Raw genomic sequence first — 15,593 nt, 5'->3', positions numbered from 1 at the left:
ATTTAATCAATATAATTAATTGAATTTCAAATTGAATAGTTTTACAACATTTTGAAATAAATTTTAAAATATTTTTGAAATAAGGGCAGTGTTTTTAACTTAAAAATAATTGTTTTCATTTTAATTTTTTCAAAATCCATTTTGAATACTCCTCAAATGCTCTCTTAGCAAAATATTAAATATACATTCAAATAAAATATTATTCACTAAATACTGTTATATAGTGTTTATTGGTTATATACAATTAAATTTAAAAGGGTAATATAATGAAATTTGCACATTTAGCAGATACTCATTTAGGTTATCGCCAATTTGGGTTAATTGAGCGTGAAAAAGACTTTTATGAAGTATTTGGAAAGATTATAGATAAAATAATAGAAGAAAAAGTTGACTTTGTAATACATAGTGGAGACTTATTCGAAACCGCAAAACCATCTCCAATGGCACTTTTAGAATTCCAGAAAGGATTGCTTAAACTAAAAGGTGCGGGAATACCAATGTATGCCATTGCAGGTAATCATGACTTTGTAATGCGTAAGGGATCCATTCCGCCACAAGTGATCTTTAAAAAAATGGGTTTAAAAGTTATCAGTCCGATTAATACTAATTACATGCATGATGATATTTTTATAGCAGGTTTGCCATTTTATCCGGCATCCCAAAGCAATGTATTGAAATCTAAATTAGTCGAGCTATCTAAAAAAGCGGCTGAACATGAAAAATCAATTTTGGTATTGCATCAGGGAATAGACCAATATATTCCTTTTCAGTTTGAATTAGAAAAAGGCGACATTCCTGATAATTTCAATTATTATGCGTTTGGTCATATACACAAATACATTGTAGAGGACTTCGGCAAGGGTAAAATTGTATATCCGGGTTCCGGTGAAATTTGGAAAACTGATGAGCTGAACGATTATAAAGAGAACGGTAAAGGTTTTGTCGTTGTTGATATGGACGGGCCTAAGCCACAAATCAAAAGAGTAAAAATAGACATTCCAAGGGAATTCATTGTAAGATCCCTGGATTATAATAACCTGGAAAGCGGCATAGCAGGAATCAAGGAAACAATAAGCGGATTGGATAAAAAACCAATTCTTAACCTTGAAATTAAAAATGTCGATTCAGACACTTCAATAGTATATGATTTAATCAAGGAAGAATTGGGCGACTTGTCCTTGATGATCAGACCGACATTCAAAATGGTTGGTGAAGAAACAGTCATCGATATTTTTGACGAAGAAAAAAGAATCGGTCCAAAGGAGCTGCTCCTTGAAAAATTGGAAGGTTATGGAAACGGTGAAGTCGGCAAATTAGCCATCGATTTATATGACTTTTTATCCAAGGAAAGAATCGAAGAGTCAAAAGAGTTAATTGATCAGTTTTATGAAAAGAAATACAGAACTGAAGAAGAAGTTGATTTCATAACTGAAAAAATAGAAAAAGAGGAATTTGAAGAGGAATCAAAAGAGGAAGAAACTCCTGAAGAAGAACCAAAGGATGTTCAAGTGACATTTAAGGGGGCTCTAGAATGATTTTCACAAAATTAAAATTAAACAATTTCAAATCTCATCAAAAAACTGTCATTGAATTTGATAAGGGAATCAGCGTTATTGTCGGTGAAAACGGAGCTGGAAAATCAACAATACTAGAAGCAATCAGTTTTGCATTATTCAAGCAGCACACAGCTAAAAGAATCGATGACCTTGTTAGGAACAATGCAAATTCAATGTCTGTTGAGCTGGAATTTTCATCAAATAACAAGGAATATAAAATTGTTCGTGAAAAGAAATCCAATTTAAAATCTTCAATTTACACAAAAACCTCAACCGACGGCGGATATGTGCATATTTGCAGCGGTGATAAGGAGGTCAGTGAAGAAATCAGGCAAATTTTAGACATTGATTCAGACTTGTTCCTTAATGCAATTTATGTCAGGCAAGGGGAAATTTCAGAATTGGTGGATAAAACCCCTGCTGAGAAAAAACTTTTAATTGCAAAGCTTTTAGGCATAGACTCCCTTGAAACTGCATGGAAAAACCTGTTGCCTTTCATTAACGAGTATGAAAACAAACTTTCAGAACTGAAAGGTAAGCTATTCAACTCTTCAGAACTCAAGGAAGAGCATACCAAGAAAAAAGATGAATTAGCCAATCTTAAAAAGAGAGGTCTTGAGCTTGAAGAACAAATTGAAGATGTTACAAACTCTTTAAAAGAGATTTCTGCAAGTAAAAGGGACATGGAAAGGGAAAAGGAAATCCATGAAAACCAGCTTCATAACCTGGAAACAGAACAGAACAACTTATCCAAACTTGAAGAAAATAAACGTTCAATTCAGGAAAACCTTGATAAGATCAGGGATTCAGAGGAACAAATCAACAGATTGGAGAAATATGTTTCCAAATTGGATGTATATCTTGACTTTGAAAAATCTGTAATCAACATTCAAAAACTAAAAGAGGATGAAAAAAGAATTGAAGACAAACTGGATTCAATTAATACTCAAAAAAGTATTGTTGCAGATAAAAAAGAGGATTATGATAAGTTTTTAGCTTCTGATGAGCAAATTGCCAAATTGGATGATTCCAAAGTTCAATATGAAAAAGACTTGGCTGCAATGGCTAAACTTGAACAGGACAAAAAAGATTTATTGAAAGCAATTGAATCTGAAAGAAATGATATTGAAAACTTCTTCTCTAATTCCAAAGATAAACTGGAGGATAAAGGTTTATCTGAAGAGGAATTGTCCAAAATTGATGATTTCAATAGTTTAGAAAAAGCAACTAATGATTTCATTGATCAAATTTCACAAGAGATTGAAGAGGCATCTAATGATATAATCGTTAAAAACGAGGATATTGTCGTATTTAAGCAAAATATCAAAGCTGCTAAAAAACCATTAAGTGAATTGAATGGTGCAGACAATAAGTGTCCTACCTGTCAGTCCGAACTGGATTCAAAAAGAAAACTTCAGTTAATCCAGCAGTATGAAACTGAGATTTCAGACAACACCAAACTGATATCACAGAATGAAGAGGACGTTCGTTCATTAACTAAAAACAAAAAAGGCCTAGAGTCAAAGCTTTCAGAAATTGAAGAATTATCTAAAGGCATCATTGAATATAAGCAGAAATTCACTCATTTGGAACAGGAACTTGTTAAACTAAATAAAATTGATGAAGGTCTTGAATCCAAAGAATCCATCAGTAATAAACTTGGTGAACTTATTCTTGTAATCGCTAAGGAAAAAACTAATCGTGAAAATTATCAGGCTTCTTATGATGCATATAATCAGGCTAAAGGTGCTTTGGAAGTTTTAGGAGATCAAACCGAAGTGCAATACAAGCTAAAACAAGTTAAGAATGAAATTGATAATCATGTTAAAAACATTAAATTGGCTATAGACCAGGACCCTCACTTAAGCGGAGATATCAGTGCAAGTGAGCTTCAGGACCGTATTTCTGATTTGAAACAGAAAAACGAGGAGTACAATCAACTTAAAGGATTCGTCCAAAATAAGCAGAATTTAATGACTCAACTAGATTCTATTAAGGAAGAGATTGGAGTTTCCATAAATCAGATTGACATTACCAAAAACAAGATTGAAGCGTCATTCTATGATAAAGAAAAATATGAAAATATTGTTTACCGCTATGAGATGTATGAAAGAAAACAAAATTCATTCACAAATGAACTTTCAGAACTTAAAGGTAGGGCTCGTGAATCTATATCCTATCTTAATGACTTAGCTGACAAGATACAGATGGCCAATAAATTCCAACAGGAATATAATGATGTATCCGATTACATCGGTCTTTTGAAACATATCAGGGAACTGTATGGTAAAAACGGTATTCAAAAGGATTTAAGAAATATTTCAAGACCTTTAATCCAAAAATATACCAAGGAATTCTTCAACGAATTCAACTTCAACTACTCTGATTTGACTTTGGATGAGGATTATGACGTTACCGTGTATGGTCCTGAAGGTGAATCTTCAATGACCATGGTAAGTGGCGGTGAAAAGATCGCTATTGCCCTTGCACTAAGACTTGGTATTACTCAGGCAATGTCAAAAGGAGAATTGGATACTATATTATTGGATGAGCCTACAATTCATTTGGATAGTTCCAGAAGACATGAACTTATTAATCTATTGAAAGACATGTCTTTACTGCCTCAAATGATAATTGTAACTCATGAAAGTCAGCTGGAAAACGCTGCTGATAATTTAATAAAAGTAGAAAAAGAAAATGGTATTTCAAAAGTTATAGTTTAAATATCATTTTTTATTATTTTTTTTTAAACCAGTTCTTCAGCATCTTTTATCGCATCGATAATGCAGTTTGCATTCCATCCGACAATAGTTGCAGCTTTTTCTTCAAGTTCAAGCGGAACTTCTTCCAGGCCTTGAGGTCTGACCAAAACTATTGGAATGTCGTATTTTTCACTTGCTGCCACTAGATGGCCAAAGAGTTCCTTGTTATTGTTATATAATCCTGCTAATAATATTATCCTGTCAACTTTGCTGTAAAATCCTTCGCCTGCATGTTCATATGAACCTGAAATGGATTCTTTCCAAAGAAAATCAACTTTTGAGAATAATTTTTCGGTAAACTGTCCGTATTCATTTTTTAAATCAGTTCCCTGGGAGATAATCAAATTATAAATTTTGTCATCTTTTTCATCTTCAAACATTAAATCACCTTGCTATTTATATTAAACCTATTAATATAAAAATATTTATAAATTTAAAAGTATTATGTTATTAATAGTAAATTATTTTTTTTGAGGATTAGTTTTTTATGAAAGCGGCGGTTATTGGATTAGGAGTAGAAGGTAAAAAAGCGGTAAACTCCCTTTTAAAACATGGTTGGGAAGTTTATGCTACCGATTTGAATATTAATGTTGATTTGAATGGTTTGGATTTGCCAATGTTATCCATGAATATGATGGATGGCGAGCAGACTGTTTCCATTGTTGGAGAGAATATCACAGTGGATTTGGGTTTTACAAATCCTTATGCTATTGAACAGTGTGATGCGATTGCTATGAGTCCCAGCATGTTTGGAGGAACATTTGCTGAGAGATTACTGGAAGAAGGCGATCTTTTAAGTGATGTTTTAATTAAGCATAAGGATATTTTCACTATAGGAATTACTGGAACAAACGGCAAAACCACTACCGTTCATATGATTAAAAGCATACTTGAAAATGCAGGTAAAAAGGTTCTAGTCGGAGGAAATGGCGGTGGAGGATTTTCCGGTTACTATGATTTAATCCTTGAAGCCAATGAAGGCGATTATGACATATTGCTTGTTGAAGTGTGTGACATGACTCTTGATTTTTGCAGGTATGCCTTTGATTTTGACATGATTGGACTTACAAATATAGGCAATGACCATATGAATGTCCATAAGACCATTGCAAATTATAAAAATTCATTGGTAAGGTTCTTTGAAGACAGGCTGATTTTTACAGCATACAATCAGGATTTCAACAGTGACTTTAAAGAAGCCGCAAGCAAAACAATTCCATACTTTGAATATCAGGATGAGCTTCAGCTCTTTGGTAAATTTAATCTGCTCAATGCAGGCCTTGCAACAGCAATCGCCCGTGAGCTGAAAATACCTAAAGACGTTATTGGAGATACCTTGAGTAACTTCAAGGCCGTTGAAGGACGTCTGGACGTGTATAAGATAAATGATGCTCAGGTTTATGTGGGCAAAACCGATAATTCCGATGCACTGGCCTCAATATTGTCTGAAAGAGATTTCTATGCCGTGTTTATAGGCACTCCAAGACACAATGAAACTCACAGGCTGGACATTCTTGACGTTGCAGTTAAGTATAATCCTGAAGTCATTGTACTCTTCCCAGGTCTTGATGATACATTGGACATTGCAATTTACAGGCTCAATTCATTGGGTTACATGGGAAATATCATCACTGTCAACTCCCTGGACCAGATCATTGAACTGGTTGCCGAGTATTCCCATGAGGATGCAATCCTGATAGGCGGTAACGGTCAAGATACAATTATCGATATTCAAGAAAGAATTAAGTTAATTTCTGAAAAATTATCAAAATAACAATAATGTTTTTATAATATTAACAATATATTATCGATTGTTATAACTGTTAGGTGTAATAAAATGAGAAGTTGGAGAAGAACATCACTTGTAATATTTTTGGCATTGTTATTTGCCTGCGTTCTTTTATTCGCTTTTTCATTTGTAAGCAGTACTCAGTATACCGGTGAAACTGTAGCAGATACTTACAATATCTCTGTAGGTCAGTCCATATTTGATGGAGATTCTATTTTAGGACATAATAGAACTATTAACGTTCCATTATTGAGTAATTTCGGATTCTTATCCCATCAGCTTTTAGCTTTTGATCTTCAGGGTATTTTAATGTCTCTTTCAACAGGAGTGGTTCCATTTGATTTCACTACAGTAGCAGGTGAGGGTATTGATTCCTATGGAAATGCTAAAGATATAGATGGACCAGGTTATATAACATTTGAGGGGGATAAATTATCAGTAAAAAACCCTGACACATATGTATGGGGTTACAGTGCACCTTATAAACTATTATGTAAAACTGAGTCTGGAGTGGATGTAATTGAAGGAGATAAAGTTGTACAATCTGTTCCAGTTAATCAAATTAAGAACTTGAATTATTCAAATGACTATTATAATAATGACACTATTGTAAGCTGGTATAATTATGATGCTGACGTAGGTTCAACATTCACTTTGGAGAAAGGAATGGTTGGATTTTCCGACGGCAGATCTGATATTAGTTCAGATGAGGTCCCATATGTTTTCGGTCAGGATGTAGTGGACTATGCGGCAGAATATCCTACAGGTAGTCCGATCTTGCTGTATATGGGTAATTATACTGAAGAAACCGGTGAAGTTTACGGTACTTCCTTAGGTTCTCACCCAGAGTATGGTGATTCCATTAGGGAAGTCAATGCAAGACAGTTTGTTGAGGCATGGAACGGTACTATTATACCACCGAACTCAACCAGTAGTGGTAAAGATTATGTATACTTTGAATCTGCAAGCGATGCAGCTGCACCTGGTGGAAGTGCTGCACACGGTGTATGTCCATCAGCTAGAGCTTTAAGGGCAGCAGTACTTGCAGAAGGATTCCCATTACCTGTTGGTATGGATGGAACTGAAAATGCAGTATTATTCGGTTATAACCCTGCAAGTGGTATTACTGTATCAAATAATCACGACTATCCAGTTAAAATCAACATGTGGACTGAAGGTTCAGGAACTGGTATGGGAATTTACGCACAAATTACAAGATATATTCCGAAGTGAATATAATCTTTTTTTCTTTTTTTTATGTCAATTTCAACTGTTATTACTGCAGCCGGTAAGAATTCCCGGATGCGTAAGGACCAATTGGCGAGAAACCTTGAACTTAAAAATAAACTTATTTTGCCTTTTGGGGATAAGACTGTTATCGAGACAACAATTGACAATGCATTATCCTTAAATGTAGATGAATGTATTGTAGTACTTGGTCATTATTCTAGTGAAATAAAAGAAGCTATTTTTGATAATTATAAAGATGAAGTAAAATTCATTGAGAACAATCCGGTTGATGTAGGTTTATCAGTATCATTATACAATGGTTTGTCAAATATCAGTTCTGATTTTGCATTGTGCATAACTGCCGACCAGCCAACCGTATCATCTCAAACTTTTGAAAAAATGATTGAAACCAGTCAGGAAAGTGAAGATCCGTTTCATACTATATCAATTTTAAGAAGAAGAAAGTCAGGTCTTCTTGACACTGCCGAAGGTTTGGGCATGCCTTTTGTAGCGCCTCGTGAAAATCTCATGAGATACCTTGAAAATGAGGATGATAATTTAAATCCGATTTTAAGAAAAATTTTTGCTGATGGTTATACTTTTTATGGAATAAAAGAAAAAAATGAAAAAGAATTGTTAAATATCAATCATTACGATGATTATTTAAATCTTCTAGATTGATTCAAGACCTGAAATTACTTCTTCAATCATTTCAGAACTAATTCCGACGGTCATTTCATTGTCTTTAATGTCAGCTGCTTTTCTTGAACCGTCACAGCCTAATGTGAAGTTAACTCCTTTTGTAATGTATGGGTTTGCAAATGCATCTCCACATAATGACTGAATACCTGCAAATGAAGGTTCAATCTTTTCACCGGTCTTGTAAACGATACTTTGAGCAAGTTTCATTCCGCCAACAGGTTCTGTGATAATTTCAATAACGTCAGCTTCAAAGTCAGCTTCATCTAAAGGAGCATATATAATTCCCCAGTGGATGTCTTCAACAATAGAAAGTTTTGCAGTGAGTTTTTTAGCTGTTTCCAAATCTTGGAATCTTCCAAGTGAGAAGTATTTTTCTCCGTTTGCTAGTTTTTCAGGCATATCTCTAAGTCCGATAGCTCCTGCTCCGCCTAAACACATTTGCTGGTCAATAGTTGAGTAAAATTTATCTCCCAAAGATGCTTTTCTAACCATTTCGCAGTGTCTGATTTTTTCATTGATTAAATCATAGCCTTCAATAAGGTCATCTTCTGTTTTAATCAATTTCATTGCGACAGGCTTTGCATCAAGCTTAACTTTACTTTCAATGATTTCACAATATTTTTGATTTTTTTCCAAATTAGCATTAGCCATACAATCACCTAAATAATAATATGTTTTAAGGAATTTTAAAGTCTTTTGTTATGTCACTGTTATTTTTACAGAATGTTCTAAAATCGCATGCCGAACAGGTCCTTTTATCGGCTTCCGCTTTCCATGCGTCCTGTATTTTGCATCCCTTCATCTCTTTTACAAGTGAACTTTCAATGTCACTGACGACCCTGTCAAATTTTTTCAATGCCTTTTCACGTTCCTCATCGTTGATTTTAATGAATCTGATTGAACGGGCGGTTTTAAACTCATCGCTTAAATTCGGCATCTTGTCGTCTTCCTGCCATTCCAGAATTAATTCGATATCGTCTGAAAATTCATCCTCTTCCGGGATGTCGGTCATATCATTTAAAATTTCTTCCTTGATTAGAACCAGGTCCTCTTTTGATGGAACCAGTTCGTTTAAATAAAGGATTATTCCTGCGCAGTTGGCTTTTGAATCTTCCTGTTTTGACCTTAACCAGGAATATGTCAATATCTGCTGTTTGTGGTTTTCCCATTTGTCCTCGCTGTGAGGGTCTGAAACTTCAAGGGGAGGTCTTTTCATACCTTTATAATCGATGATTATCTCATAGTCTTCATCGTCACTTTCTTCCATGTGTTGTCTAATGAAATTGACAATCTTGTTGTCATAATCGTAAAGATTGCTTTGGTCGTGAATTCTATTGATTTTTGTTGATGTTAAAACGTCAACAACACCGTTTATCCCATAATAGTTTGACCTTGAGGTATTTTTATCATAATTCGGCATCGGACGCACGCCTTTAATTAAAAGTTCTGAAGAGTCAATCAGAGGAAAGAGGTCTTTTCCCCAAAAGTTAATTGCCTTTTCAGCTCTTGCGCTGGCCAATTTTTTATGGTCGTGCTCATTCAAGTCATCAAGAGTCAGATTGCTTCCAGGCTGGTTAATGCTGAAAAACAAATCTTCATCATAAGGATACAGGCCTCTTACCTGCAACCTTAAGTCAATCTGGTCTTCAATAGGCCTGATGTCTTCTTTCCAGTCCCACGGAAATTCCTTTTTCTGATATTTCCAGTCAAGGTATGCCTCTTCCATCACTCCATGGATAAATTCACCAAACCATCTTTGCACTGGTTTTGACGGAGGCAATGTTCCCTTGTTCTGGTATCTGTACTGCAGACCGCAGGTAATGTAAGACAATAAGTCTCCGGTTAAGCTGTATTCCGGAATCATGTATGATTTTGATCTTGTAGGTAATTTCATTCAAATGCCCCTATACTAAATAAATCTCTTTAAATCCTATGTAATTTTCATCTCTGCTCCATCCAAGAGCAATATTTGGAATGTTGATGTGCTGGTCTTTCTTGTTATATCCTTCAATTGCAGGATTAAGGCCAACCAGTAACAATATGCTTTCAGCTCTTGAAAATGCCACAAAGTAAAGTCTTGTTAAATCATCAAATAATCTGTCTTTTTCACTTCTTTCGCTTTCACCAAGCACTGAGTGTCTTCTGATGGTGTCCTCTATTGTTTTTTGTTCCTTGAGGGATTTAGGGAATCTTAGAATTTGTGTTTTGATGTCATTTGTTTTGAACCTTGAGCCTACATCCACAATCACCAGTGGAAACTCAAGGCCTTTGGACTGGTGAATTGATAAGACGTTCACCCTGTCGTCAGGAAGGGTTTCCAGAAGTGATTCATCAATTTTCACTCCTCCTGTTGAAAGCGGAACAAAAATGTTCCATATGGCTTCCAATACGGAATCCCTTTCATCTTTCGGACTATTAAAGGATATTGTTGAGTGGTATTCATTGAAAAATCCTGTTTGTGTAATTGATTTTGTAATGGCTTCCAGGTATACGATTCCTTCCACATCGTCCTGAAGAGGCTCTATCCATGTTGTCAGCTTGTATGCAAGTTCCATTAAGCTGGCTTGTTTAGGCCATCTGATTTCACGGCCATTATCGTCAACTTCAGGGTAAGGTCTTCTTATTTGCCAACGTGTCACGAATGAATTCAGATCCATTGGTTTGTGAGGCTCAGGATTTAATTTAATGTAATCTTTTGCCTGAACTCTCCATCGGTTCATATTGTGTTTTGCCAGTTTGGGAATGCTCTTGTCTAGTTTTTGTATGCTTCCTTCAGGGTCTATGCATTCAAGTATCAGTCCGCAGAATATTGCGACAAGTTCAACATCCTGAAGTTCGATACCTCTTGGGTTAAACATTTCAATCGGCTTTCTGCCACGTTTCAGATTTTTTCTTAAGTGATGTAAAAATGATTTTGAACCTTTGTTTCTCTCTTTAGGAGAATATGATAATATTGCCATATCGGAGGCTGAACCGTATTCGCTGTCCAATTTTAATTTTATCTTCTCGATTTTTTTGCCTTCACGTATTCTTTGCTGTCTGAGCTTCTGCAGCTCAGCAATGCTAAGATTTTCATTCGCATTTTTATAATAATCTTCATTCAAAACCTGAAGAACTTTCAGTTCAGCTTCTTTTTTATTTATTAAATCGCTAATCAGTTTTGCAAGGTCATGCGCCAACATTTCAGGGTTGTTTCTAAACATTCCAAGAATAGGCATCTTTTCCTTTTCGAAATCAGGGGCGATGATTTTTGGCTTGTTTTCAACTCTTGCATTCTGATATTCACTGTCAAGCTCGGCAAATCTGTTGCAGTGTTCAATAATGTTTTCGGTTGAACGGTAATTGGTTTTCAGGTTAATCTCTTCAACTTCTATTCCCAAACGTTCGCTTACTCTTTTCTTGTAGTTGGTAAACAGATCCACGGTAGCTCCTCTGAAACGGTACAGTGACTGGTCGTCATCTCCAACGACTGTGATGCTGCCGTCATTTTTGAGGGCTGATTCTGCAATTGTGAAATAAATATCTTCCTGAATCAGGTTTGTATCCTGGTACTCGTCAATCAGGACAATTTTCACATCATCTAAAAATTCTTCCAAATCATCGTTTTTGAGTCTTTCAAGAAATGTTGATTCAAGCATTGAAAAATCAATGGTATGCCTGTCTTTTAACGTGTTTTCATATTCCCTGATGCAATCCAGGGCCATTTTGGCTCCCTTGTTTTCTTCAGCAATTCGGTAAAGTTCATCAAAGTCGACCTGGTCATAATAAATTCTGTTTTTAATTTCAATGAGTATCTCGCTCATTTTTGCAGGTTCCTGAAGTTTCGCCAGGCTTTTTAATTCCTTGAGATATTCCACAAGGTCCTTATCAAGATATTTTTCGTCTTTAATGAGGATTTTAATCATTGCTGAGTTTGCAACAAAGTCTTCAATAACTACAGGCTGTGTTTCTCCGGGATGCTTGTACTTTCTAAGCAGCTCTTCAGCCACGCTGTCTGTTGTGCCTATGTTAATCTGGTTAAAATCAATCTGTTCGATTTTCAGTATATTTGCAATATCGTCAAAGTCATCCTCGTCAAGTGCGCTGGTCAGGTAGTTTTTGATTTCATCCCCCCAGCCTAAAATTCTTGAATACAGCTCCTCTGCCGCTTTTCTTGTAAATGTTGTAGCCAATATTTCACTCGGGTCAATGTCGTCAACAAATATGTATTTCAATATCTTAAGCACCATAACTGTTGTTTTCCCGGAACCCGGTCCGGCTACAATAAAAAGGGATTTGTAACTTTCAGACAATATTGCCTTTTTCTGGTCTTCATTTGAAGAAATGTCTCTTTTAAGTATATTCACTACAATGTCTTCAAATTCCTCATATGAAATCATTTTTTGCCTCGTAATCTATAATATTAAATTTATGTTTTAATCTATTTAAAAAGTAATTGCGAGAGCATTTGATGACTAATTTAATTTACAGAAAAAATTTAAATGAAAACAATTATTAATCTTAAAATTCATAATATAATCATGGAAAAAATTTTTTCCATAATATGCATAATAAGTTAGGAAATACCTCTTTCCTAACTTCATTGGTATATTGCTTTTTTCTTTAAGAACTATTTTTTCTAATAACGAATATTTTAAATATTATTTAGATTTAAAATATATTTGTTAATTTTACTGAGCTGTTATTATGTCTGAGCCTAACAATATTGATATGTTTAAGAATGATGTCCGTTACAGGGATAATATTGCGCATGTTGAGACAATACCAGCAAAAAAAGCCAGTTTTAAAAAGGTTGAAAATTTAAATGAAAAAATCATTGAATATTTGGATTCCAGAGGTGTTAAGCTATATACTCATCAGGCCGAAACCTATGAGGCGATAAAAAATGATGAAAATGTAATTATCACAACGCCTACTGCATCAGGCAAAACCCTGGCTTTTAATCTGCCGATTATGGAAACCATGATTGACGACATGGAGGCAACAGCTCTATATATCTATCCTGCAAAGGCCCTTTCAAATGACCAGCTTCATGTTCTGGAAAACCTTGAAAGGGAACTTGAAATTGATATAAAGCCAAGGACATATGACGGTGATACTCCAAGGGCTGATAAAAAGGGGATTAGGGAAAAATCAAGAATTGTTCTGACAAATCCATATCAGCTGCATCTTATTTTATCATGGCACCATCAGTGGAGCAGATTCTATAAAAACCTGAAATACATTGTAATCGACGAGTCACATTACTATAAAGGGGTATTCGGGTCCAATGTTGCATTTCTCATTAAAAGATTGAAAAGGATTGCAAACTTTTACGGTTCCAATCCTCAGTTTATCCTATCATCAGCCACTTTGGCCAATCCGTTGGAGTTGGCTAACAGATTGACAGGTGAAGATTTCAGTCTGGTTGATGAGGATGCGTCCCCTAGCGGTGAGAAGGACTTTATTTTATACAATCCATTTAAAAACTACAGAAGAAACAAGGTCAACATGCAAAATGCCCCTTCTGTTCACATGGAAACTGAAAACATTTTTATTTACATGATGCTTAAGGGAATTCAAACATTATGCTTTACTGTTTCAAGAAAAACAACAGAATTAATTGCAATGTGGGCTAAAAAAGACATGACTCAGATTAAAGGAAAACTGGCCCATAGGATTGCCGCCTATCGTGCAGGTTATCAGGCCCAGGAGAGGCGTGAAATTGAAGACGGACTTAAAAGCGGCAAATATTTGGGAGTGACATGTACCAACGCTCTTGAACTTGGTATCAATATAGGCTCTTTGGATGCGGTTATCATATCAGGTTATCCCGGAACCATGATTTCCACCTGGCAGCAGTCAGGAAGAGCCGGCAGAAGCAATCAGAAATCATTGGCTATTTTAATTGCTTTTGAAAATCAGCTTGACCAGTATTTTATGAACAACCCCAAGTTTTTCTTTGACAAGCCTCATGAAAATGCAATCATCGATTTGACAAATCCTATTTTGCAGGAAGCGCACATATTGTGTGCCGCTAAAGAGCTGCCAATCAAAAAGGGCGAAGTTAAAAAATATTTCGGAATCGATGAGAAGATTCTGGACGATTTGGTTTCCAAAAAGGACTTGCATAAAAATTTCCGCGGAGATTACATGTATCCGTATGATGACAATCCTGCAATGGATCACTCACTTGACCAGATTTCCGGCCAGGAATTTAAGGTAATGAACAACGGAAGGCTGCTTGAGACAATGGAAAGGTCTCAGGTATACAGGGAAGCTCATGAAGGTGCGATTCTCATCAACAAGGGAGATACCTATGTTGTAAATGGAGTAAATCTTAAGAACGGCTTTGTTAATGTCAGCCAAAAGACTGTGGATTATCATACAATGGTTTTAAATAAGACTGACATCAACATCGAAAGAAAAATATCCAAGACAAAGTATGGCGGTCTGACAATACACTTCGGTGAGCTGACAGTACGTGAGGATTATTTCAAATATAAGAAAATGCAATTTTCAAAAGCTATCGGAACTTATCCTCTTGATTTGCCTCCTTTAAAGTTCACAACCAAGGGTTTGTGGTTCACCATTCCAAAGCAGGTAAAGGACACTCTTGAAGACATGTTTCCAAATGAGGAGGAAGTGTTTGCAGGAGGTCTTCATGGTGCTGAACATGCCTTGATTGGACTCTTCCCGCTCCATACTATGTGTGACAGGTTTGACATTGGAGGTCTTTCAACAAATTACCATGAGGACACTCAGGAAGCTACCATATTTATTTATGACGGTTATGCCGGTGGAATTGGCATCTGTGAAAAGGCTGTTGATGTGTTCGTTGACCTGCTTGATTCCACAATTGATCTGCTTGAAAACTGTAACTGTAAAAGCGGCTGTCCTTCATGCATTTATTCACCGAAATGCGGAAACGATAACAAGCCACTTCACAAAAATGCAACCAAATACATTCTCAACTACATGAGACAGCTGATTTCCAATGAAAAAACTGTTGAAAAGGAAATGGTTGAAACAACAGTTCATAAAACAGAAGGTGATGACGTTGAAGAGCAGTTTGATGAGGCTTTAGCTCTATTTAATAAAGATGACTATTCTGCCTCAAAAGATATTTTAAATAATATTTTATCCATTGATAAAAATCATGTTAACTCAAATGCATTGATGGCACAGATTTTGTACAATCAGGACCAGAAGGACATTGCACTGTATTTTGTTAAAAAGGCATTGTCTTTGGATAGGTCAAATGAAATAGCTAATGAATTGGATGTGCTACTTTCTTCAAAGCCAAAACATGAGGAAGTCAATGTTGAAGTCGAGTCTCTCGATGACATTGATGTGATGTATGAGGGGGCATATGATTTGTATGACCAGGGGGATTTGGAAACCTCTTCAGAGATTCTGGAAAAGATTTTAAGCTTTGATGATAGAAACGCCGATGCATTAGCCCTGATGGGATTGATATATTACAATTCAGGAATATTTCCAAAAGCAGTTGAATATTACAGAAAGGCATCAAAAATAAATAAAAATGGTGAAATGGTTAAAGAATTAAAAATG

The 15,593-nt window shown here is 35.6% G+C and carries 9 protein-coding genes and 1 pseudogene; 6 read left to right on the top strand and 4 right to left on the bottom strand.

Going from position 1 to position 15,593, the window contains the following annotated elements; genetic code table 11:
* The first annotated feature begins 266 nt into the window (after positions 1 to 266).
* Entirely contained in the window at positions 267 to 1,535 is a 1,269-nt protein-coding gene (locus ACKI30_RS00380; RefSeq protein WP_407408920.1) for an exonuclease SbcCD subunit D, read from the top strand.
* On the top strand, positions 1,532 to 4,279 hold the full coding sequence (locus ACKI30_RS00375; protein WP_407408918.1) for an AAA family ATPase: 2,748 nt from the start codon (positions 1,532 to 1,534) through the stop codon (positions 4,277 to 4,279). Before ACKI30_RS00380 ends, ACKI30_RS00375 begins: the two co-directional genes overlap by 4 nt.
* A 23-nt stretch (positions 4,280 to 4,302) precedes the next feature.
* On the opposite strand, the gene ACKI30_RS00370 is transcribed toward ACKI30_RS00375, so the two are convergent.
* Positions 4,303 to 4,698 carry a nuclease gene (locus ACKI30_RS00370; protein WP_407408916.1) on the bottom strand — a complete coding sequence of 132 codons (396 nt, stop codon included), beginning with the start codon at positions 4,696 to 4,698 and terminating at the stop codon, positions 4,303 to 4,305.
* Between the two features lie 107 nt (positions 4,699 to 4,805).
* Between ACKI30_RS00370 and ACKI30_RS00365 the strand changes: the two genes are divergently transcribed.
* The 3 genes from ACKI30_RS00365 to ACKI30_RS00355 all read left to right on the top strand — a co-directional run bounded on the left by ACKI30_RS00365 (position 4,806) and on the right by ACKI30_RS00355 (position 8,018).
* Positions 4,806 to 6,092 carry a Mur ligase family protein gene (locus ACKI30_RS00365; protein WP_407408914.1) on the top strand — a complete coding sequence of 429 codons (1,287 nt, stop codon included), beginning with the start codon at positions 4,806 to 4,808 and terminating at the stop codon, positions 6,090 to 6,092.
* 63 nt (positions 6,093 to 6,155) lie between these two features.
* On the top strand, positions 6,156 to 7,340 hold the full coding sequence (locus tag ACKI30_RS00360; protein ID WP_407408912.1) for a hypothetical protein: 1,185 nt from the start codon (positions 6,156 to 6,158) through the stop codon (positions 7,338 to 7,340).
* A gap of 24 nt (positions 7,341 to 7,364) precedes the next feature.
* Positions 7,365 to 8,018 carry an NTP transferase domain-containing protein gene (locus ACKI30_RS00355; RefSeq protein WP_407408910.1) on the top strand — a complete coding sequence of 218 codons (654 nt, stop codon included), beginning with the start codon at positions 7,365 to 7,367 and terminating at the stop codon, positions 8,016 to 8,018.
* Here the strand turns inward: ACKI30_RS00355 and ACKI30_RS00350 are convergent.
* From ACKI30_RS00350 to ACKI30_RS00340, 3 genes are read right to left on the bottom strand one after another with little or no spacing between them, the layout of a single operon-like run.
* Positions 8,010 to 8,690, bottom strand: a complete 681-nt coding sequence (locus ACKI30_RS00350) for a DUF169 domain-containing protein (RefSeq protein ID WP_407408908.1) — start codon at positions 8,688 to 8,690, stop codon at positions 8,010 to 8,012. The two genes, ACKI30_RS00355 and ACKI30_RS00350, sit on opposite strands and share 9 nt — an antisense overlap.
* A gap of 25 nt (positions 8,691 to 8,715) precedes the next feature.
* Positions 8,716 to 9,933, bottom strand: coding sequence for a PD-(D/E)XK nuclease family protein (locus ACKI30_RS00345; protein ID WP_407408906.1), 1,218 nt, complete (start codon positions 9,931 to 9,933; stop codon positions 8,716 to 8,718).
* 10 nt (positions 9,934 to 9,943) lie between these two features.
* Positions 9,944 to 12,418: a UvrD-helicase domain-containing protein gene (locus tag ACKI30_RS00340; RefSeq protein ID WP_407408904.1), complete on the bottom strand. Its 2,475-nt coding sequence runs from the start codon at positions 12,416 to 12,418 to the stop codon at positions 9,944 to 9,946.
* Between the two features lie 307 nt (positions 12,419 to 12,725).
* Here ACKI30_RS00340 and ACKI30_RS00335 point away from each other — a divergent pair.
* A pseudogene (locus tag ACKI30_RS00335) lies at positions 12,726 to 15,014 on the top strand (DEAD/DEAH box helicase); the annotation flags it as partial.
* Between the last annotated feature and the right edge of the window lie 579 nt (positions 15,015 to 15,593).

Origin of the sequence: Methanobrevibacter sp. (assembly GCF_045539575.1) — an archaeon.
Taxonomy (GTDB): Archaea; Methanobacteriota; Methanobacteria; order Methanobacteriales; family Methanobacteriaceae; genus Methanocatella.
The sequence above is the reverse complement of the archived record's forward strand: the minus strand, read 5'-3'. Positions and strand labels throughout refer to the sequence as shown.

Bases quoted from the DNA above. Each gene is read 5' to 3' on its own strand.
- ACKI30_RS00350 (WP_407408908.1), bottom strand. From the start codon at position 8,690: ATGGCTAATGCTAATTTGGAAAAAAATCAAAAATATTGTGAAATCATT.
- ACKI30_RS00360 (WP_407408912.1), top strand. From the start codon at position 6,156: ATGAGAAGTTGGAGAAGAACATCACTTGTAATATTTTTGGCATTGTTA.
- ACKI30_RS00380 (WP_407408920.1), top strand. From the start codon at position 267: ATGAAATTTGCACATTTAGCAGATACTCATTTAGGTTATCGCCAATTT.
- ACKI30_RS00340 (WP_407408904.1), bottom strand. From the start codon at position 12,418: ATGATTTCATATGAGGAATTTGAAGACATTGTAGTGAATATACTTAAA.
- ACKI30_RS00370 (WP_407408916.1), bottom strand. From the start codon at position 4,698: ATGTTTGAAGATGAAAAAGATGACAAAATTTATAATTTGATTATCTCC.
- ACKI30_RS00375 (WP_407408918.1), top strand. From the start codon at position 1,532: ATGATTTTCACAAAATTAAAATTAAACAATTTCAAATCTCATCAAAAA.
- ACKI30_RS00365 (WP_407408914.1), top strand. From the start codon at position 4,806: ATGAAAGCGGCGGTTATTGGATTAGGAGTAGAAGGTAAAAAAGCGGTA.
- ACKI30_RS00355 (WP_407408910.1), top strand. From the start codon at position 7,365: ATGTCAATTTCAACTGTTATTACTGCAGCCGGTAAGAATTCCCGGATG.
- ACKI30_RS00345 (WP_407408906.1), bottom strand. From the start codon at position 9,933: ATGAAATTACCTACAAGATCAAAATCATACATGATTCCGGAATACAGC.